16 protein-coding genes are annotated in these 18,046 nt (G+C 73.1%); 3 read left to right on the forward strand and 13 right to left on the reverse strand.

Going from position 1 to position 18,046, the window contains the following annotated elements:
• Window positions 1-29: 29 nt before the first annotated feature.
• The 4 genes from ACIGXE_RS18640 to ACIGXE_RS18655 all read right to left on the reverse strand — a co-directional run bounded on the left by ACIGXE_RS18640 (window position 30) and on the right by ACIGXE_RS18655 (window position 3,825).
• On the reverse strand, window positions 30-785 hold the full coding sequence (locus ACIGXE_RS18640) for an AIM24 family protein (RefSeq protein WP_399748638.1): 756 nt from the start codon (window positions 783-785) through the stop codon (window positions 30-32).
• Between the two features lie 19 nt (window positions 786-804).
• Complete coding sequence (locus ACIGXE_RS18645; protein ID WP_399748640.1) at window positions 805-1,485, reverse strand: AIM24 family protein; 681 nt, start codon at window positions 1,483-1,485, stop codon at window positions 805-807.
• A gap of 14 nt (window positions 1,486-1,499) precedes the next feature.
• A complete protein-coding gene (locus tag ACIGXE_RS18650) occupies window positions 1,500-3,134 on the reverse strand; it encodes a TerD family protein (protein ID WP_399748642.1) in 1,635 nt (544 codons plus the stop codon).
• 115 nt (window positions 3,135-3,249) lie between these two features.
• Window positions 3,250-3,825 (reverse strand): M48 family metallopeptidase, encoded by a 576-nt coding sequence (locus ACIGXE_RS18655; RefSeq protein ID WP_399748644.1) that lies wholly within the window; start codon window positions 3,823-3,825, stop codon window positions 3,250-3,252.
• Window positions 3,826-3,982: 157 nt separating this feature from the next.
• Here ACIGXE_RS18655 and ACIGXE_RS18660 point away from each other — a divergent pair, with 157 nt between their 5' ends.
• Together ACIGXE_RS18660 and ACIGXE_RS18665 are read left to right on the forward strand one after the other, a co-directional pair.
• The gene (locus tag ACIGXE_RS18660; RefSeq protein ID WP_399748646.1) at window positions 3,983-5,206 is read left to right on the forward strand and encodes a TOMM precursor leader peptide-binding protein; all 1,224 of its coding nucleotides are present in this window, start codon (window positions 3,983-3,985) and stop codon (window positions 5,204-5,206) included.
• 40 nt (window positions 5,207-5,246) lie between these two features.
• Window positions 5,247-6,596, forward strand: a complete 1,350-nt coding sequence (locus tag ACIGXE_RS18665) for an ABC1 kinase family protein (protein WP_399748648.1) — start codon at window positions 5,247-5,249, stop codon at window positions 6,594-6,596.
• A gap of 11 nt (window positions 6,597-6,607) precedes the next feature.
• Here the strand turns inward: ACIGXE_RS18665 and ACIGXE_RS18670 are convergent, their stop codons facing one another.
• The 5 genes from ACIGXE_RS18670 to ACIGXE_RS18690 all read right to left on the reverse strand — a co-directional run bounded on the left by ACIGXE_RS18670 (window position 6,608) and on the right by ACIGXE_RS18690 (window position 10,485).
• The gene (locus ACIGXE_RS18670) at window positions 6,608-6,790 is read right to left on the reverse strand and encodes a hypothetical protein (RefSeq protein WP_399748650.1); all 183 of its coding nucleotides are present in this window, start codon (window positions 6,788-6,790) and stop codon (window positions 6,608-6,610) included.
• A gap of 123 nt (window positions 6,791-6,913) precedes the next feature.
• Window positions 6,914-7,237 (reverse strand): hypothetical protein, encoded by a 324-nt coding sequence (locus tag ACIGXE_RS18675; protein WP_399748652.1) that lies wholly within the window; start codon window positions 7,235-7,237, stop codon window positions 6,914-6,916.
• Window positions 7,234-7,611 (reverse strand): WhiB family transcriptional regulator, encoded by a 378-nt coding sequence (locus ACIGXE_RS18680; RefSeq protein WP_399748654.1) that lies wholly within the window; start codon window positions 7,609-7,611, stop codon window positions 7,234-7,236. The genes ACIGXE_RS18675 and ACIGXE_RS18680 overlap by 4 nt, the downstream gene beginning before the upstream one ends.
• Before the next feature lie 174 nt (window positions 7,612-7,785).
• Window positions 7,786-8,130, reverse strand: coding sequence for a hypothetical protein (locus ACIGXE_RS18685; protein WP_399748656.1), 345 nt, complete (start codon window positions 8,128-8,130; stop codon window positions 7,786-7,788).
• A 171-nt stretch (window positions 8,131-8,301) separates the two neighbouring features.
• Window positions 8,302-10,485, reverse strand: coding sequence for an ATP-dependent DNA helicase UvrD2 (locus ACIGXE_RS18690; RefSeq protein WP_399748658.1), 2,184 nt, complete (start codon window positions 10,483-10,485; stop codon window positions 8,302-8,304).
• Between the two features lie 155 nt (window positions 10,486-10,640).
• Here ACIGXE_RS18690 and ACIGXE_RS18695 point away from each other — a divergent pair, with 155 nt between their 5' ends.
• Window positions 10,641-10,898, forward strand: a complete 258-nt coding sequence (locus ACIGXE_RS18695) for a mycoredoxin (protein WP_399748659.1) — start codon at window positions 10,641-10,643, stop codon at window positions 10,896-10,898.
• A 127-nt stretch (window positions 10,899-11,025) separates the two neighbouring features.
• Here the strand turns inward: ACIGXE_RS18695 and nudC are convergent, their stop codons facing one another.
• From nudC to ACIGXE_RS18715, 4 genes are all read right to left on the reverse strand, one after another.
• Complete coding sequence (gene nudC / locus ACIGXE_RS18700) at window positions 11,026-11,973, reverse strand: NAD(+) diphosphatase (protein WP_399748661.1); 948 nt, start codon at window positions 11,971-11,973, stop codon at window positions 11,026-11,028.
• 66 nt (window positions 11,974-12,039) lie between these two features.
• Complete coding sequence (locus tag ACIGXE_RS18705) at window positions 12,040-13,458, reverse strand: dipeptidase (RefSeq protein ID WP_399748663.1); 1,419 nt, start codon at window positions 13,456-13,458, stop codon at window positions 12,040-12,042.
• A 10-nt stretch (window positions 13,459-13,468) separates the two neighbouring features.
• Window positions 13,469-17,101, reverse strand: a complete 3,633-nt coding sequence (locus tag ACIGXE_RS18710) for a UvrD-helicase domain-containing protein (RefSeq protein ID WP_399748665.1) — start codon at window positions 17,099-17,101, stop codon at window positions 13,469-13,471.
• A 64-nt stretch (window positions 17,102-17,165) separates the two neighbouring features.
• Complete coding sequence (locus ACIGXE_RS18715) at window positions 17,166-17,990, reverse strand: hypothetical protein (protein ID WP_399748667.1); 825 nt, start codon at window positions 17,988-17,990, stop codon at window positions 17,166-17,168.
• Window positions 17,991-18,046 lie beyond the last annotated feature (56 nt).

Below are 18,046 nucleotides of genomic sequence, written 5' to 3' on the forward strand. Positions count from 1 at the left end.
ACCGCCCCTTACCTGTGCCGTGAGGAGGCTCAGTTCCAGACGTTGTTCTGGTTCTGGGCGCGCGAGCCGTGCTGACCGACGCCGAACTGGGCGGCGACGCCCTGGCCGACGGCGGCGTTCTGCGGCGGCATGACCTCGCTCGGCTGCACCAGGGCGAAGCCCTGGCCGAGGAAACTGAGCTCCCAGCCCTCGCCGGTGTTGCCGCGGCGGCGCATGACGCTGCTGTTGACCGTCTGCGCCTGCATCTGGACCCGCAGTCCGGTGGACCAGGCGACGATCGCGTCCGCGTCCACGTTGACGTACTTGTCGGGCGTGACCTGCATCATCAGCGGCTGGCCGGAGGTCATCAGGGCGACCTTGCCGCGGCCGGTGATGTTCAGCTGGTACTTGCCGGTGCCGGAGACGCCGTACTGGCTGTCCACGGCGATGACCTCGGTGTGCAGCGTGGAGTCGAGCGCCAGCACGTAGGAGCTGTCGACGGTCAGGCCGTCCTGCTCGATGTCGACGACGTGGACGTACTGGGCCAGGTTGGCGAAGTAGACGGTGCCCTGCCCGGAGCAGCGCATCAGGTCGAGGCCCTCACCGGTGCGGGCGCGGGCCCGGCGCTGGTTCGGGGTCTGGTACTCGCCGTCGAAGTCGACGAGTCCCTGGTAGGCGACCATGGCGCCCTTGCGGGCCAGGATGTCGTCCGAGCCGCCCAGGGTGACCCGCAGCAGCTGCGGGTTCTGGATGACGTAGCGCTCCTGGCTCTGCTGTTCGGCGTGGTTGAAAAGCGGGCTCTGCATGATGTGTTCTCGCTCCCCCTCAGCCCCGGACCCGCAGGCGGTCGGTGCTGTCCTCGCTCGGCTGTACGACGACGATGCCCTGGCCGGAGAAGGCCATCTGGTAGGCCTCGCCGCTGCCCCGTCCGATGAGGGAGGAGGCCTTGAAGCTGCGCTTGCCCTTCACCTTGAGCCCGGGCGACCAGGCGACGAGCGCGTCGGGGTCGACGTACGTCTCGTCCTCGCCGCGGCCGCAGTCGACGACGATCGGCGTGCCACGGGAGGTGAGGGCGACCCAGCCGGTGCCCGCGATCTCCACGTTGAACAGGCCCTGCCCGGCGAACTTGGCGAGGCCCTTCACCCGCTCGACGCCCCACTGGAGGTGCGCGTCGAAGGCGAGCACGTTGGAGCCGTTCACGGAGATCGAGTCGTTCTGGAGGTTGATCACGACGACGTCCGCGCCGTAGTCGGCGAGGTAGAGCAGCCCGTCGCCGGAGCACTTCATGACGGGCGCGCCCTCGCCGGTGAGCCACTGCTGGGCGAACTGCCGGACGGCGGGCGGGTTGGGCTCGTAGGATACGAAGCCCTCGTAGGCGACCATCGAGCCGGTGCGCGCGTAGAGGTCCTGGCCGGTCGCCATGGCGACCTTGAGCATGGAGCGGCCGTGGTTCTCCATGCGGGCCGTGACCGGGGTCGGGGCGTAGCCCGCGAGTTGCTGGTTCATGGTTCCGGGCTCCCTCAGACCTCGTAGGGCTGGACGACGATGAAGTTGCCGGGGGCGCCCCGGAACTGCAGGTTCACGGTCTCCCCGCTGTGGCCCGGGTAGGCGTTGCGGCGCAGTCGGACCTGGCTGGAGAGGACGACCTGGGACGCGGCGGACCAGGCGACGACGGCGTTGCAGTCGGCGAAGGTCGTCGGCGTGACGGGCAGCACGACGGGGATGCCGTGGGTCTTCACGACCACGGTGCCGGTGCCCTGGAACTGCATGGTGAACAGGGCGCCGCCGGGGATGCCGTGGCCCTCGATGCGCCGGACCTCGTGCTGCAGCGACTCGTCGAAGGCCAGCACGTTCTCCGCGGAGACGCAGATGGCGTCGCCCTGGAGCTCGATCGGGTGCAGGTGGGCGCCGTTCTCGGCGAGGAAGACCTGGCCGCGGCCGGTGCAGCGCATCAGCTGCATCTCCTGGCCGGTGGCGTTGCCGACGATGCGGCCGGCGAATCCGGCTCCCTTGTAGGCGAAGTCGACCTTGCCCTGGTACATGACCATGGAGCCCTGCCGGGCAAGCACGGGGACGCCGCCCATGGCCAGGTCCACCCGCATGAGCTGCTGGTTCTGCGGGGTCCAGCGGGCGCCGGTCGCGGTCTCCTTGTACGGCGCGAGGGCATTGGCGAGGCCGGCGCCGGTGGCGGGCACGCCCTGCGGCACGCCCTGGGGCAGACCCTGCTGCGGGAGCTGGCCGAACTGCTGCTGGCCGTACGGCTGCTGGCCGTACGGGGCGGGGGCCGGCTGACCGTAGGGCGCGGGCGCGCCGGGCGGCGGGGTCTGGCCGGGGACCTGCCCGTACTGCGGGGGCTGCGGCGGCTGTCCGTACGGCGCCGGGGCGGGCGCGGGCGGGCCGGGCGCGGGGGCCGGGGCGGGGGCCGGCGGTGCGAGCGGTGCGGCCATGGTCGGCTGGGCGTGCATCGGCGCCGGCGCGGGAGCCGGGGCGGGCGGGGCGCCGAACGCCGGGGCGGGCGCGGGCGCCTGGGGCGCGGCGGGCGCGCCGAAGGACGGCGGTGCGGCGGACTGCGGCGGCGGGGCGAAGCCGGGGGCGGCGCCCTGCGGCTGCTGCGCGGCGGGCTCCTCCTCGGCGACCTCGCCGCCGAAGTTCTTCAGCAGCGCCTCCAGGCCGCCGTCGAAACCCTGGCCGACGGCGGCGAACCGCCAGACGTCCTTCAGGTAGAAGTCGCCGAGCATGACCGCGCGCTCGGTGGTGAACTCGGCGCCGTTGAACGCGTAGCGGGCGACCTCCTCGCCGCCGGCGACGATCCGGATCCAGCCGGGGCCGACCTGCGACATCTGCCCGGCGCCGTCGATCGTCGCCGTGAACGACAGCTTGTGGATGTGCGCGGGAACGCGGTCGAGAGTGACGCGGAACGACTCGGTGTCACCGGCCTGCGCGCCGAGCAGCTGGATGGACTCCTCGGGCGACTTGGGCTGGTTGAAGAAGACGAAGTAGCGGTCGTCGGAGAGCCGTTCGTCCGCGTCGAGACCGAAGCAGCTGATATCGAAGGTCAGACCGGGCGCCGAGATCTGCACACCCACGTACAGATCCGTGCCCGACGTGAGATCACTGATCTTGGCCTTGTGGCCGCGTTGGAATTCCCTGGCCATATGTGACGACCGTCCCCCATCCCGAATTACGAATGCGTCGCGCCAGGCTAACGGCTGTTCGTGAGATCGGGGCAAGCCCGTACCCGTTCGGTACAGAACCGGAGCACGAGCGTCGTCACTCTTCGCGAGCGTGCGGCAGGTGCGGCAGCCGGCCGGCGGCGACCACGCCCTCCAGATAGCCGCGGGCCCGCTCGGTGCGCGGGTAGGCCTCCAGGAGCCGCCAGAAACCCGGCCCGTGGCCCGGCACGAGGAGGTGGGCGAGCTCGTGACACAGGACGTAGTCGATGACGTACTCGGGCATCCCCTGGAGCCGGTGGGAGAGCCGGATGCTGCCCTCGGAGGGGGTGCAGGAGCCCCAGCGGGTGTTCTGGTTGGTCACCCAGCGGACGGACGCGGGGCGGGCGCGGCCGTCGAAGTACTGGGCCGACAGGCGCTCGGCGCGCTCGGTCAGCTCCTGGTCGCCGAGGACCTTCTTGCTCTCCTGGGCCGCCAGCTTCTCGAGCATGACGCCGACCCAGCGCTGCTCCTCCGCCTCGGACATCCGGGCGGGGATGAGCACGATGGTCCGGTCGCCCTCGCGGTAGGCGGAGACCGTCCGGCTCCGGCGGTTGCTTCTGCGCACCTCGACCGCACTCGTCCCCGAGCCGCGGGGCGGTCTGCTGGTCACGCTGCGCTGTGGGTCGGCCGGCACGGTCCCGACGTTACCCGGTGGGCGTGGCGGAAGTCCCGCACCATTCGAATGATTAATCCCTCCCCCCTGTGGACAACTTTCCGCACCGCTTGCCCGGCCGGGGCAATCTGACCTCGACGACGAAGCGCGAAGAAAGATCGTTACGGGGGGTGGGGCCATGCGTCCGATGGTGAAACCGGCGCTGCGGCGCGCCTGGCGGAATCTGTCGTACGTGCAGTTCGGGGTGACGCCCGCGCACGCGGTGGTGCTGGGGCCGGTCGACACGGCCACGGGCAGTCTGCTGGGTCTTCTCGACGGGACACGCGGGATGGAGCTGCTGCGGGCGGAGGCGGCGGCCCTCGGTCTGCGCGAGGGCCGCCTGGAGGCACTGCTCGGGCGGCTCGCCGACGCGGGGCTGCTCGCCGACGCCTCCGTGCGGCCGCCGGGCGGACCGCCGGGCGGCTCCTCGGACCTCGGCGCTCCGGGCGGCTCCTCGGGCCTCGGCGGCCGGGGCGGACCGCCGGGTGCACCGCCCGGGGCGCCGAGGTCCGAGCTGGACCCGGTGCGCGCGGACCTGGCCTCGCTGTCCGTGGTGCACCGGGCGCCGGACGGGGCGGCGCGGGCGCTGGCCGCGCGCCGGGCCATGCGGGTCCAGGTGCGGGGCGCGGGCCGGGTGGGCGCGGCGGTGGCGGCGCTCCTGTCGGCGGCGGGGGTCGGACGGGTCGAGGTCCTGGACTCCGGCACGGTCGCGCCGTGGGAGGTCTCGCCGGGCGGACTGCCGGCCGAGGCGGTCGGCGAGCGCAGGGCCGTGGCGGCGCGGCGGCTCGTGGGGCGGGCGGCACCGGGCGGGCGGCCGCCGCGGGGCGGTCCGGGCGGTCCGGGTGACGGGGCCGGCGAGCCGGGACTCTCACTCGTGGTGGTGACACCGCGGGACGGCCTGGGCGCCTATGTGCCCGACCCGTTGCCGGCCGAGGCCTGGCTCACCACCGGCACCCCCCATCTCTACGCGGGCGTGCTCGAAGCCACCGGTGTGGTCGGGCCGTTGGTGCTGCCGGGCGGCACGGCCTGCGCGGGCTGCATGCAGCGGGAGCGGGCGGACCGGGAGCCCGTGTGGCCGCGGCTGCCCGCCCAGTGGCGCTCCGGCGCGCCGCATCCGCTGCCCGCCTGCGACGTGGGGATGGCGCAGGCGGTCGCGGGGCTCGCCGCCGCGCACGCCCTGGCCTTCCTCGACGGGGACCTGCCGTCGAGCACCGGGGCGCGCTGGGAGGTGTCCCTGCCGCTGCTCGAGTGGCGCTCGGCTCCGGTCCGGGCGCACCCGGCGTGTCCGTGCGGGGCGCGTCGCGACCCGGAGGGGGAGCATGCCTCGGCGGCGCGGCGTCCGCAGGACACAATGGCGGGGTAACGGCCCTGCGCGGCACGGCAGTCTGGGATCTGGAGGGCGCATGTCTGATCTTCCCCGGAAGGCGGTCACCCGGACCGCCAAGTTGGCCGCGTTGCCACTCGGCTTCGCGGGGCGGGCCACCTGGGGCCTGGGCAAGCGGATCGGCGGCAGGTCGGCGGAGTTGGTAGCCCGGGAGCTCCAGCAGCGCACGGCCGAGCAGCTGTTCAAGGTCCTCGGCGAGCTGAAGGGCGGGGCCATGAAGTTCGGGCAGGCCCTGTCCGTCTTCGAGTCGGCGCTGCCCGAGGAGGTGGCCGGGCCCTACCGTGCGGCGCTCACCAAGCTCCAGGAGGCCGCCCCGCCGATGCCGACGCGGACCGTGCACGGGGTGCTGGAGGAGGGGCTCGGCGAGGACTGGCGGGCGCTGTTCCTGGAGTTCGAGGAGAAGCCGGCGGCGGCCGCCTCCATCGGTCAGGTGCACCGGGCCGTGTGGCACGACGGGCGCGAGGTCGCGGTGAAGGTGCAGTATCCGGGCGCGGGCGAGGCGCTGCTCTCGGACCTGACGCAGCTGAGCCGGTTCGCCCGGCTGCTGGGCCCGCTGATCCCCGGCATGGACATCAAGCCGCTGATCACGGAGCTGCGCGACCGGGTGTCGGAGGAGCTGGACTACGGACTGGAGGCCGCGGCGCAGCGGGAGCACGCCGAGGAGTTCGCGGGCGACCCGGACGTGGTGGTCCCGGCCGTGGTGCACCAGTCGGAGCGGGTCCTGGTCACGGAGTGGATGGACGGCATCCCGCTCTCGGAGGTGATCGCCGACGGCACTCCGGAGCAGCGCGACCGGGCCGGGCAGCTGCTCGCCCGGTTCCTCTTCTCCGGGCCGGCGCGCACCGGCCTGCTGCACGCGGATCCGCATCCCGGCAACTTCCGGCTGCTGCCCGGGCCGGAGGGCGCGGACGACGGCGAGGCGGCCGCGTGGCGGCTGGGGGTGCTCGACTTCGGCACGGTCGACCGGCTGCCGGGCGGGCTGCCGGAGACCATCGGGACCTGTCTGCGCATGACCCTCGCCGGCGAGGCGGACACGGTCTACGGGCTGCTGTGCGAGGAGGGCTTCGTGAAGAAGTCCGTCGCGCTCGACCCGGACGCGGTCCTGGAGTACCTGCTGCCGATCATCGAGCCCGCGGAGGTGGACGCCTTCGGATTCACCCGCGGCTGGATGCGCGCCCAGGCGGCCCGGATCGCCGATCCCCGCTCCCCCGCCCACCAGTTGGGCAAGCAGCTGAACCTGCCGCCCTCGTATCTGCTGATACACCGTGTGACCTTGAGCACGATCGGGGTGCTGTGCCAGCTGGGCGCGACGGTGCGGCTGCGGGACGAGCTGGAGGCGTGGCTGCCCGGCTTCGTCGCGGCGGAGTAGCGGACCGGCGGTCACCACCAGGAGGAGTCGAGGCGGCCCTCGATGGCCCGGATGTTGGCCCGGGCGCAGGCTTCGCAGAAGTACTGGCGGGTGCCGTTCTCCACCGAGCAGGTCCAGGTGAGAGGCAGCTCCTGGGCGGTCTTGCCGCAGCGGGCGCACACGACGGGGCGCTCGTTCGTGGGGGCGTTGTTCACCTTGGTGACGATAACCCGACGAGCGCCCGCGAACCGGGCAACGCACCGGGGGGGCCGGTCCGTTCGGACCGGCCCCCGCGTCTGAGGTGTGCCTGGGTCAGTGCCTGGCGCCCGGACGGCGCGTCAGTGCATGACCGCCATGGCGAGCGCGCGGCGGGCGCGCATCGACACGCGCTCGGCGCGTCGCTGCATCCGCCGGGCGGCGACCAGGCGCGCGGCCTGGCGTTCCGCGTCGGCTTCCCGCAGGCGGTCGTGCATATGAGCACGGGCCAGGGCTTCTGGAATGAGTTGCATGGCTCGGGTCCTGTTCTGGCGCGAGCGGTTGGCGCCACTGATCGAAACGTTCGGGGTCGCGGAGCCGGAGGGCTCGAAGGCGGGCGAGGTCATCGGGGCCTGCTTCTGGGGATCGTGCGTGAGGGGGCGGTCGACGGTTCCGGTGGCGTTCATGCCGCGACCGGGTTCTTGCGCGGGCGGCCGCGGGGCCGCTTGCGGGCGACGACCACGCCCTGGACGAAGAGCTCGCCACCCCAGACGCCCCAGGGCTCGCGGCGCTCCTTGGCGCCTTCGAGGCAGGCCGCCATGAGCGGGCAGGTCCGGCAGAGCGACTTGGCGTACTCGACGTCGGCCGGGGACTCGGCGAAGAAGACCTCGGGGTCGTACGAGCGGCAGGGGACGGGTACGCCGAGGTTCTCGATGGCGTCGTCGAGCGCGGTGAGCGCGGTGAGGGGGGTGAGGGCGGTCAAGGTGGAGTCCTCCGTGAGGCCGGGCGGGGGGATCGTTTCGGAAGGCGGTACGGACGGGGCGTGCGCTTCGAGTTGCACGGGTTTTCTTCCTCGTCTGTTCGTTCCGGCCTGTTGGGCCGGGGTTTCGGCTGGTACCGGTTACTGCTGGTCCCGAGGCCCCCTCGCTCCGTCAGCCCCGTTCGGGGACAAACAGAAGGGCCGCGGATCCCTGATGGGGTTCCGCGGCCCTGAAGGCGCCGGCCTGATCGTCGATCAGGCTGGATCACTCCAGGGTTCGAGCCCACGGAAGGCCCACATCGTGTGGTGCTGCGTCGTCTGCTGCTGAATACCGGCACCGGTCAGGGTCGCCGCAAAGCCGTAGGCCGTGGCCTGGGCCTTGCCCACTACTCCTGCTTCCAGTGCCTTGGTCGGTCGCTCATTGCGCTCGAGGCGATCCATCAGGAGTCCGGGCATGCCGAGCGGCAGACCGGAACCGGACAGACCGGTGCCCCGGAGAGTGGAGGACGCGGCGGCGGAGAGGCCGAGCGAGCAGGCGGAGACGACCGAGCGATCGGTCATTTTGGCGGTGCTGGTCTTGATGTTCTTGATGCTGATCACTGGAATCGCCTCCTCTCGGCGTCTCGGAGGGCTCGGGGTGAGCCGGACCCTCATGTTCATTTGGACAAGTACAGCACGAAGACAGGGCTTCGAAGAAGCCGCTGCGTCCGTGGTTAAGAACCTATGGGGCTTGACGGGGCGGGCGCAAACTATTTTTCCGACGAGTTTTCCTCAGACCTCGTCGTCGCTTCCTCCACGGGCCTCACCTGCGCAGATGGCGAGTACGTCGGCGCCGAAGCGGTTCAGCTTGCGCACGCCGACGCCGGAGATCGCGGCGAGCTCCCCGTCGGAGTCCGGCACGCGCTCCGCGATCGCCATGAGCGTCTTGTCGGTGAAGACGCAATAGGGCGGCTGGCCCAGCTCCCGGGCCTGCGCCGCACGCCACTCGCGCAGGCGCTCGTACAGACCCTCGTCCATGTCCGACGGGCAGTCCTCGCAGCGCAGCAGCTTCATCTCGCCGGCCTCGGTGAGCGTGGTGCCGCAGACCCGGCAGCGCACCGGTCCGCGCCGGCGCCGCCGGCCGGCGAGGGCGCCCCGCTCGACACCCGCCGCCGCGCCGCCGCCCGTGGTGACCGTGCCGAGGGACCCCGAGCCGGGCCGAAGGCCCTTCAGGAAGCGGGTGGGGCGCCGGGAGGGCCGGCCGCCCGGGGAGCGCGAGAGCGCCCAGGACAGCGACAGGTGCGACCGGGCCCGGGTGACGCCCACGTAGAGCAGGCGGCGCTCCTCCTCGATCTGCTCGTCGGTCTTGGCGTACGTGATCGGCATCATGCCCTCGGTGAGACCGACCAGGAAGACGGCGTCCCACTCCAGGCCCTTGGCGGCGTGCAGTGAGGCGAGGGTCACGCCCTGGACGGTGGGGGCGTGCTGGGCGGCGGCCCGCTCGTCGAGCTCGGCGACCAGGTCGGAGAGGGTCGCGCCGGGCTTGGCCCGGGCGAAGTCCTCGGCGAGCCGGACCAGGGCGGCCAGGGACTCCCAGCGGTCCCGGACGGCGCCGGAGCCGGCCGGGGGCTCACCCGTCCAGCCCTGCCCGGAGAGCACCGCCCTGACCTGGGCGGGGAGGTCCTCGGCACCGTCGAGCAGGGAGTCGTTCGCCCCGAAGCGGGCCGCGCCCCGCAGGGCCGCGCCCGCCTCGCGCACCTCCTGGCGCTCGAAGAAGCGCTCGGCGCCGCGCAGCTGGTAGGGCACCCCGGCGTCGGCGAGGGCCTGCTCGTAGACCTCGGACTGGGCGTTGATCCGGTAGAGCACGGCGATCTCGCCGGCCGGGACGCCGGCGGCGATCAGGTCGCGGATGCGGCGGGCCGTGCCCTCGGCCTCGGCGGGCTCGTCGCCGTACTCCGTGTAGCGGGGCTCGGGGCCGGGGTCGCGCTGCGAGATCAGCTCCAGGCGGTGCTCGGCGGCTCGGCCGACGGCCTGGCTGAGCAGCCCGTTGGCCAGGTGGACGACCTGGGGGGTGGAGCGGTAGTCCCGGGCCAGCTTGATCACGGTTGCGTTCGGGTGGCGGGTGCGGAAGTTCAGCAGGTGGTCGGGGGTGGCGCCGGTGAACGAGTAGATCGTCTGGCTGGCGTCGCCCACCACGCAGAGGCTGTCGCGGTCGCCGAGCCACAGGTCGAGCAGGCGCTGCTGGAGCGGGGAGACGTCCTGGTACTCGTCCACCACGAAGTGGTGGTACTGGCGGCGGATCTGGTCGGCGATGTCGTGCCGGTCCTGCAGGATGCCGACCGTGAGGAGCAGCACGTCCTCGAAGTCGATCACGTCCCGGTCGCGCTTGAGCTGCTCGTACATCGCGTAGATCTGGCCGATCTCGGCCGGGTCGCGCGGGGCGTCGCGCAGCGCCTTGGCGACGGCGGCCGGGTAGTCGGCGGGGACGGTCTGGGTGACCTTGGACCACTCGATCTCGCTCGTGACGTCCCGCAGCTCGTTCCGGTCGAGCCGGACCCGGCAGCGCGCCGCGGCGTCGGCGACCAGCTGGACCTTCCGCTCCAGGAGCCGGGGCAGCTCACCACCGACGGCTTTCGGCCAGAAGTACTGGAGCTGACGGAGGGCGGCGGAGTGGAACGTCCGGGCCTGCACCCCGCCCGCGCCGAGCTGCCGCAGCCGGCCGCGCATCTCGCCCGCGGCACGGTTGGTGAACGTGACGGCCAGCACACTGGAGGGCACCAGCACGCCCGCCCGGACCCCGTAGGCGATGCGGTGGGTGAGGGCCCGGGTCTTGCCCGTGCCGGCTCCGGCCAGGACGCACACCGGACCGTGCAGCGCCAGGGCGACCTCGCGCTGCTCCGGGTCGAGCCCGTCGAGCACCGCGTCGGCCGTCTCCGGGACCCGCGGGAAGAGAGTGGAGTGCGTTGCTGCTGTCACCCCGCCATGCTGCCAGGTCCGCGGGAGCGGTGCGGAGCGTTGTCCACAGGCGCGAGACGGTGGTCATACGAATTCCGGGAATGGCCGGTAGAGGACGTACGTTCTTCTTCTCGGCACCGACCCCGAGCATTCGCGACACAAGAGGAGCGCCTGGCATGCAGGGCACTGTGACGATGTACAGCACCACGTGGTGCGGCTACTGCCGCCGGCTGAAGAGCCAGCTGGACCGCGAGGGCATCGCGTACACGGAGATCAACATCGAGCAGGACCCGGAGTCGGCGACCTTCGTCGAGAAGGTCAACGGCGGGAACCAGACCGTTCCGACCGTCCGTGTCGTCCCCTCGGCCGGCGGCGGCGAGGTCGTCATGACCAACCCGAGCCTGGCCCAGGTCAAGCAGGCTCTCGCCGCCTGACCGACACCCGTGCGGTGACTGAAAACAGCCCCCTCCCGACCGACCGGGAGGGGGCTGTTCCGCTTCCGCTTCGCGTCTTCGACTACCGCTTCGCGTCTTCGACTACCGCTTCGCCTCTTCGAGCACCTCAGGCCACGTCGCCCGGCTTCGGCAGCGGCTTGCCGTACCAGAGCTCGATCAGCCGGGACGCGATCGAGATCCCGTACGGCGGCAGCACCTCGCCCGACTCGAAACCGGCGGCCAGGTCCTCGCGGGAGAACCAGCGCGCCTCGTGGATCTCCTCGCCGTCCACGTCGATCTCCGACGAGGTCGCCTTGGCGAAGAAGCCCAGCATCAGGCTGGACGGGAACGGCCAGGGCTGGCTGGCCACGTACTCGACCTCGCCGACCGTGACGCCCGCCTCCTCGAAGACCTCGCGCACCACCGACTGCTCGATGGACTCGCCCGGCTCGACGAAGCCCGCGAGGGTGGAGAAGCGGCCCTCGGGCCAGTGCACCTGGCGGCCCAGCAGCGCCCGGTCCTGGTCGTCGGTGACCAGCATGATCACCGCCGGGTCCGTACGCGGGTAGTGCTCGGCGCCGCAGGCCTGACAGCGGCGGACGTGCCCCGCCGCCGCGACCACCGTGCGCTCGCCGCAGCGGGAGCAGAAGCGGTGCAACCGCTGCCAGTTCTCCAGGGCCACCGCGTGCACCATCAGGCCGGCGTCGCGCGGCGACAGCAGCAGCCCCGCCTCGCGCAGCCCGGCGGGCCGCGCGGACTGGTCCATGCGGCCCGGCAGGCTGTCCTTCTGGAGCGCGAAGTACGAGACGCCGTCGGCGTCCGTGCCGAGGAAGTAGCGGTGGGTCTCGGTGACCGGGGCCTCGAAGGCCGGGGTCATCACCAGCTCCGTGCGCCCGTCCGGCGTGTCGTCGATCAGCACCTGGCCGCCCGAGACCACGAAGACCCGGGTCGTCGGGTGGCTCCAGGCGGCCGCGAGCCACGCCTCGTCGAGGCGGTGGTGGGCGGCGCGGTCGATGCCGCTCGGAGCGGTGAGCGAGATCGGCCGGTCCGCGGACGCGTTGTTCATGGTGCTCACAGGTGCTTCCAACTCCCCCGGATCGGTGTCAGTGGGTTCGACGTTCGGCGTGCGGCGGCATGCGGCTCAGCGTCCGGCGTCGGTGAGGGCGGCGGGCAGGTCGCCCCAGAGATGAGCGGTCGTCTCGACGCCCTTCATGAGGAGGTCGAGCTCGATCTTCTCGTTCGGGGCGTGCCAGCCGTCGGACGGGACCGAGATGCCCAGGAACAGCACCGGGGCGCCCAGGACGTCCTGGAGGTCGGCGGCCGGTCCCGAGCCGCCCTCACGGGTGTAGCGGATCTTGGCGCCGTCGAAGGCGCGGCTCATCGCGGCGGCCACCACCTTGAGGGCCGGGTGGTCGAGCGGGGTGAGGCACGGCCGGGTCGGGGCGCCGAAGACGATCTCGTACCGGATGCCCGCCGGGACCAGTCCGGCGAGCCACGCGCGGACGGCGGCCTCCAGGCGGTCCGGGTCCTGCCCCGCGACCAGCCGGAAGGACAGCTTCAGGTGTGCGGAGGCGGGGACGATCGTCTTGCCGCCGGGACCCTGGTAGCCGCCGCCGATGCCGTTCACCTCGGCCGTCGGGCGGGCCCAGACGCGCTCCAGGGTGGAGAAGCCGGCCTCGCCGAGGGTGCCGTGCGACTTGGCGGTGGCCAGCCAGCCGCTCTCGTCGAACGGCAGCTCGGCGATCAGCGCCCGCTCGGCGTCGGAGAGCTCGGTGACCCCCTCGTAGAAGCCGGGGATCGCGACCCGCTCGTCGGCGTCGTGGAGGGCGGCGACGATCCGGCCCGCCACGGTGGCCGGGTTCGGCACGGCGCCACCGAAGGAACCGGAGTGGATGTCCTGGTCGGGGCCGAAGAGGTCGATCTCGCAGTCCGCGACGCCGCGCATGCCGGTGCACACGGTCGGGGTGGTCTCGGACCACATGCCGGTGTCGGAGACGATCACCACGTCGGCGGCCAGCCGGTCGGCGTGCTTCTCCACCAGCTCGCGGAAGTGCGGCGAACCGGACTCCTCCTCGCCCTCCACCAGCAGCTTCAGGTTGACGGCGGGCGCGGTGCGGCCGGTCACGGCGAGGTGCGCGCGGACGCCCAGCGTGTGGAAGAACACCTGGCCCTTGTCGTCGGCGGCGCCCCGCGCGTACAGCCGGCCGTCGACGAGGGCCGGCTCGAACGGGTCCGTGTGCCAGCCGTCCTCGCGGTCGGCGGGCTGCACGTCGTGGTGGCCGTAGACCAGGACGGTCGGCGCACCCGGCTCGTCCGAGGGCCACTCGGCGAAGACGGCGGGGGCCCCGTCCGTCTCCCACACCTCGACGCTCGTGAAGCCGGTGTCGGTCAGCTTGTCGGCGAGCCACTCGGCACTGCGCCGCACGTCCCCGGCCCGGTCCGGGCGCGCCGACACGGAGGGGATCCGCAGCCACTCGACGAGGTCGCCGAGGAAGGCGGATCGGTGCTGCTCGATGTACGTGCGTACGGCGTGGACGGCGTTGTCCGGGGTCTCGCTCATGGCTCCGAGCCTATCCGGCGCCGGAAGCGGGCCCGTCGTCGGCGTCCTCGGGGTACGCGAGGGCCCCGGGGCGGGCGGTGACCTCGGGGTATGCGGGGTCCTCGGAATCCCCGGCCGGGCCGCCCCGGAGCACCGCCTCCAGTTCGGCCCGGCCCGGCAGCCGGGCGGGGCGGACCACCTCCCCCGTCCGTACGTAGACGAACGCGGCGGCCACCTCCTCCGGTGCGAGACCGTGCTGCTCCGCCCAGGCGAGGCGGTAGATCGCCAGCTGCAGCGGATCGGCGTTGCGCAGGTGGCTGGTCTTCCAGTCGACGATCTCGTACGCGCCGGTCTCCGGGTCCCGGTAGACCGCGTCGATCCGGCCCCGGACCACCCGGCCCGCGAGGGACAGATGGACGGGGACCTCCACCCGGTACGGGGTGCGGCGGGCGTACGGCGTGCGGTCGAAGGCCTCCTTGAGCGCCTCCAGGTCCCGCTCGTCCAGGATCTCCGGCTCGCCCGCGAAGTCCTCGCCGCCGGGCAGCTCGTCCGGGCCGAGCATGGGCAGCGGCAGCTCCTCGAAACGCGACTCCACCCACGCGTGGAACCGCGTCCCGCGCCTGGCCGCCGGCTGCGGCGGCTTCGGCATGGGCCGGGCCAGCTCCTTGGCGAAGCCGTCGGGGTCGGCGGCCAGGCGGAGCACCTGGGAGGCGGAGAGGTAGGCGGGGAGGAGGACGTCCCGGGTGGTGGCGCGGGCGCGGTGGAGTTCCGTGGTGAGGGCGGTGAGGTCGCGGTCCCAGGAGGCGATGGTTCTGGCGTCCTCCTGGGACAGGGGGTGGAGCTCCTGCCGGGGGGCGGGGACGTGCGGCTCTTCCGCAGCGGCCTCCAGGTCCTCCAGGGCCTCCAGGTCCCGCGGGTTCTGAGCGACCTCCAGGGCCTCCAGGTCCTGCACGTCGCCCAGGTACCGCGGTTTCTGCGCGTCGTCCTCCAGGGCCTCCGGGTCCTGAGCATCCTCCGGGTCCCCCAGGGCCTCCAGGTCCGGGACCTCGTCCAGGTCCCCCGGGAGCCAGAGGTCGTCGTCGTCGTTCGGGGCCGGGAGGACCCGTGGAGCCGTCGCGGGACCGTGGCCGCCCTCCCCCGGGCTCCGTCCGTGGGTGCCCCCGTCGCCCCGCGGAACGAGGGCCCACAGCCGGGTCAGGACGTCGTCCGCCGCCTGGCGCCTGCGCTCCAGGCTCTCCTTGTCCAGGGGCAAGGGCCAGGCCTGGTCTGCCAGGGCCGGGGTCAGGAGGGGGTTCGTCGCGCCCTCTTCCGGTTCGTCCGCCCAGGCCTCGATCTCGCCGTGGCCGGCCGTGCAGTGGTCGTACAGGGCGTGGAGGAAGTCCGAGGGGCCCCGGGGCTTCTTCTGGGACGGGCCCCACCAGTGGGCGGAGCCGAGGAGGAGGGAGCGCGGACGGGTGAAGGTCACGTAGCCGAGGCGGAGTTCCTCGGTGTGCTGGTGGTCCCGCATGCCGTTCTTGAAGGCCGCGAGGGACTTCGCGTCCCAGCTGTCGAGCCGCGGCAGCGTGGCCGCGTCGCCGCGCAGGGCGTGCGGGAGGACCTGGGGCTGGGCCGTCCAGGACTCGCGCGCGCGGGTGGACGGGAACTGCCCGGTGACCAGGCCCGGCACCGCGACGACGTCCCACTCCAGGCCCTTGGACTTGTGGGCGGTCATCACCTTGACGGTGTTCTCGCCGCCCGGGAGGGCGTTGTCGAGGCCCTTCTCGTACTGCGCGGCGGTGCGCAGGAAGCCGAGGAAGGCGAGCAGGGTGGCCTCGCCGTCGAGGGAGGCGAAGCCGGCCGCGATGTCGAGGAAGTTGCCGAGGGTCTCGCGGCGCCGGGCGGCCAGGGCGTGCGGGGAGGCCGACAGCTCGACCTCCAGGCCGGTGGCGGTCAGCACGCGGTGCAGTACGTCCATGAGCGGGTCCGCGAGCGAGGACCGCAGGGAGCGGAGCTCGGCCGCGAGGCGGGCGAAGCGGACGCGGGCCTCGGAGGAGAAGGGCAGGCCGTCGTCGTCGCCGCCGGAGTCCAGGAAGGTGTCGAGCGCGTCGGCGAGGGAGATCACCTCGGCCGGGTCGACTCCCTCCACGGCGGCGGCGAGCCGCTGGTCGGCGTCGGCGGAGTCCTCGCCGGGCCGGTGCACGAGGAGCCGGGCGCGGCGCCCGAGGAGGGCCAGGTCGCGGGGGCCGATCCGCCAGCGGGGGCCGGTGAGGAGCCGTACGAGGGAGGCGTTGGCGCCCGGGTCCTGGAGGACCTCGCAGACGGCGACCAGGTCGGCGATCTCGGGCAGCTGGAGCAGGCCGGAGAGGCCGACGACCTCGACGGGGACGTCACGGGCGACGAGGGCGGCCTGGATCGCCGGGAAGTCGGTGGCCGTACGGCACAGGACCGCGATCTCGCCGGGCGCGGTGCCGGTGCGCACGAGGTGGGCGAGGGAGTCGGCGAGCCAGTCGATCTCCTCGGCGTGGGTGGGCAGGAGGGCGATGCGGACGCCGCCGTCGCGCTCGGCGCCCGGGGCGGGGCGCAGCGCCTCCACGCCCGCGTGCATGGCGCGCAGGGGCGCGGCGAGGGCGTTGGCCAGGTCGAGGAGCCGCCCGCCGCTGCGTCGGTTCTCCGAGAGGGCGTGTCGGGTGGCGGGGCGGCCGTCCGCGTACGGGAAGTGTTCGGGGAAGTCGTCGAGGTTGGCGACGGAGGCGCCGCGCCAGCCGTAGATGGCCTGGCAGGGGTCGCCGACGGCGGTGACGGCGTGCCCGGTGCCCTGGCCGAAGAGGCCGGAGAGCAGCAGGCGCTGGGCGACGGAGGTGTCCTGGTACTCGTCGAGGAGGACGACCCGGAACTCGTCCCTGAGGATCGCGCCGACCTCGGGCCGGGTGGTGGCGAGCTCGGCGGAGAGGGCGATCTGGTCGCCGAAGTCGAGCAGGTCGCGGGAGCGTTTGGCCGCGCGGTAGCGGACGACGAGGTCGAGGAGCTCGCGCCGGGCGGCGCCGGCCTCGGGAAGTTTGCGCAGGTCGGCGTTGGTGAGCTTGGCGCCGGCGAGCTCGGCGAGCAGCTCGGTGTCGTACGCGAGGAGGCGCTCGGGCCGTACGAGGTGTTCGGCGAGCTCGGCGTCGAGCGCGAGCAGGTCGCCGACGAGGGTCGGGAAGGAGCGGGTGAGCGCCGGATACGGGCCGGGGGACTCGCGCAGCACGCGGGCGGCGAGCTGGTAGCGGGTGGCGTCGGCGAGCAGCCGGGAGGTGGGCTCCAGGCCGATGCGCAGCCCGTGGTCGGTCAGGAGCTGCCCGGCGAAGGCGTGGTACGTCGAGATGCGGGGCTCGCCCGGGGGGTTGTCCGGGTCGATGACGTCGGGGTCGGTGACCCCGGCCCGGACGAGGGCGGTGCGGACGCGCTCGGCGAGCTCGCCGGCGGCCTTGTTGGTGAAGGTGAGACCGAGGACCTGCTCGGGGGCGACCTGGCCCGTGCCGACCAGCCAGACCACCCGGGCGGCCATCACCGTCGTCTTGCCGGAGCCGGCTCCGGCCACGATGACCTGCGGGGCGGGCGGCGCGGTGATGCAGGCCGTCTGCTCCGGGGTGAACGGGATGCCGAGCAGCTCCTTGAGCTGCTCGGGGTCGGTGATGCGTGCGGTCACCCGAAAGAGGCTAACGGGGCCCACCGACAGTCCGGGTCCGACGGGATGTCCGTCACACCGTCCGTCAGCCCGCGGTGCGCTGGTCCAGCTTCGTCAGGTCGACGGTCTCGTCCGGGGGCGGGACGGTGACCTTCACGGGCTTGTCGTAGTCGGAGAGGACCACGCTGCCGGGTTCGGTGCCGCCCGTCTTGACCATCTTGAGGATGTAGGGCTTGCCGCGCTCGGAGACGGACACGGTGGTGGTCTCGCCGCCCGGCTTCCGCTTCAGGACGGTGGCGACGGGGGTGTGGTTCACCTCGGCGTCGGGGCCGCGGACGAGCCCGGTGCGTTCGGCCTTCTTCTCGCCGAGGTCGGCGAGGAGTGCCTTCAGGTCGCAGACGCCGCTGAGGTCGCCGCTGCCGGCCTGCCCGGGCGCGATCTTCAGCCAGCGGCCCTTGAGGAGCTCGATGGTCGCCTCGATCTGGGGGGCGGGCATGCCCTGGGAGGTCATCGAGGCGCGCCAGAACTTCTCGTCGCCCTTCATGTACGTGAGCCCTCCGGTCTGGCGGAGCTCGGCGACGCCGCCCTGGAGTCTGATCACGCCGGTGCACTGCTTGTGGTCGTTGACGGAGAAGTCGACGTCCAGGGGCTGCCCGCCCGTGGTGAGCCGGCCGGCCATGCGCAGCGAGGTCGCGGACCGGGTCGCGGCGACGGCCTTGTCGGCGATCTGGTCGGCGGTGAGGCCGCGGAAGGGGTCGGGGGACGGGCTGGGGGCCCGTAGCGCCACCGGTGGCGCCGGTGTCCGGGCCTGCGCCGGGGCCGCCTGGCCAAGGGTGGCGGGTCCGGCACCGGCGATCAGCGCGACGGCGACGGCGGTGGCGACACGGAGCTTGGTGGTGCGGTACACCATGCGAGCCTCCTCGCGGACTCTCCCCGAGTCCCCCGGTTCCCCGGTTCCCCCTGTTT

Origin of the sequence: Streptomyces sp. NPDC053431, from assembly GCF_044544925.1 — a bacterium.
GTDB lineage: Bacteria > Actinomycetota > Actinomycetes > Streptomycetales > Streptomycetaceae > Streptomyces.

Coding starts and splice junctions, on each gene's coding strand:
- ACIGXE_RS18650 (WP_399748642.1), bottom strand. CDS start 3,134: ATGGCCAGGGAATTCCAACGCGGCCACAAGGCCAAGATCAGTGATCTC.
- ACIGXE_RS18715 (WP_399748667.1), bottom strand. CDS start 17,990: ATGGTGTACCGCACCACCAAGCTCCGTGTCGCCACCGCCGTCGCCGTC.
- ACIGXE_RS18645 (WP_399748640.1), bottom strand. CDS start 1,485: ATGAACCAGCAACTCGCGGGCTACGCCCCGACCCCGGTCACGGCCCGC.
- ACIGXE_RS18705 (WP_399748663.1), bottom strand. CDS start 13,458: ATGAGCGAGACCCCGGACAACGCCGTCCACGCCGTACGCACGTACATC.
- ACIGXE_RS18665 (WP_399748648.1), top strand. CDS start 5,247: ATGTCTGATCTTCCCCGGAAGGCGGTCACCCGGACCGCCAAGTTGGCC.
- ACIGXE_RS18675 (WP_399748652.1), bottom strand. CDS start 7,237: ATGAACGCCACCGGAACCGTCGACCGCCCCCTCACGCACGATCCCCAG.
- ACIGXE_RS18695 (WP_399748659.1), top strand. CDS start 10,641: ATGCAGGGCACTGTGACGATGTACAGCACCACGTGGTGCGGCTACTGC.
- ACIGXE_RS18640 (WP_399748638.1), bottom strand. CDS start 785: ATGCAGAGCCCGCTTTTCAACCACGCCGAACAGCAGAGCCAGGAGCGC.
- ACIGXE_RS18660 (WP_399748646.1), top strand. CDS start 3,983: ATGCGTCCGATGGTGAAACCGGCGCTGCGGCGCGCCTGGCGGAATCTG.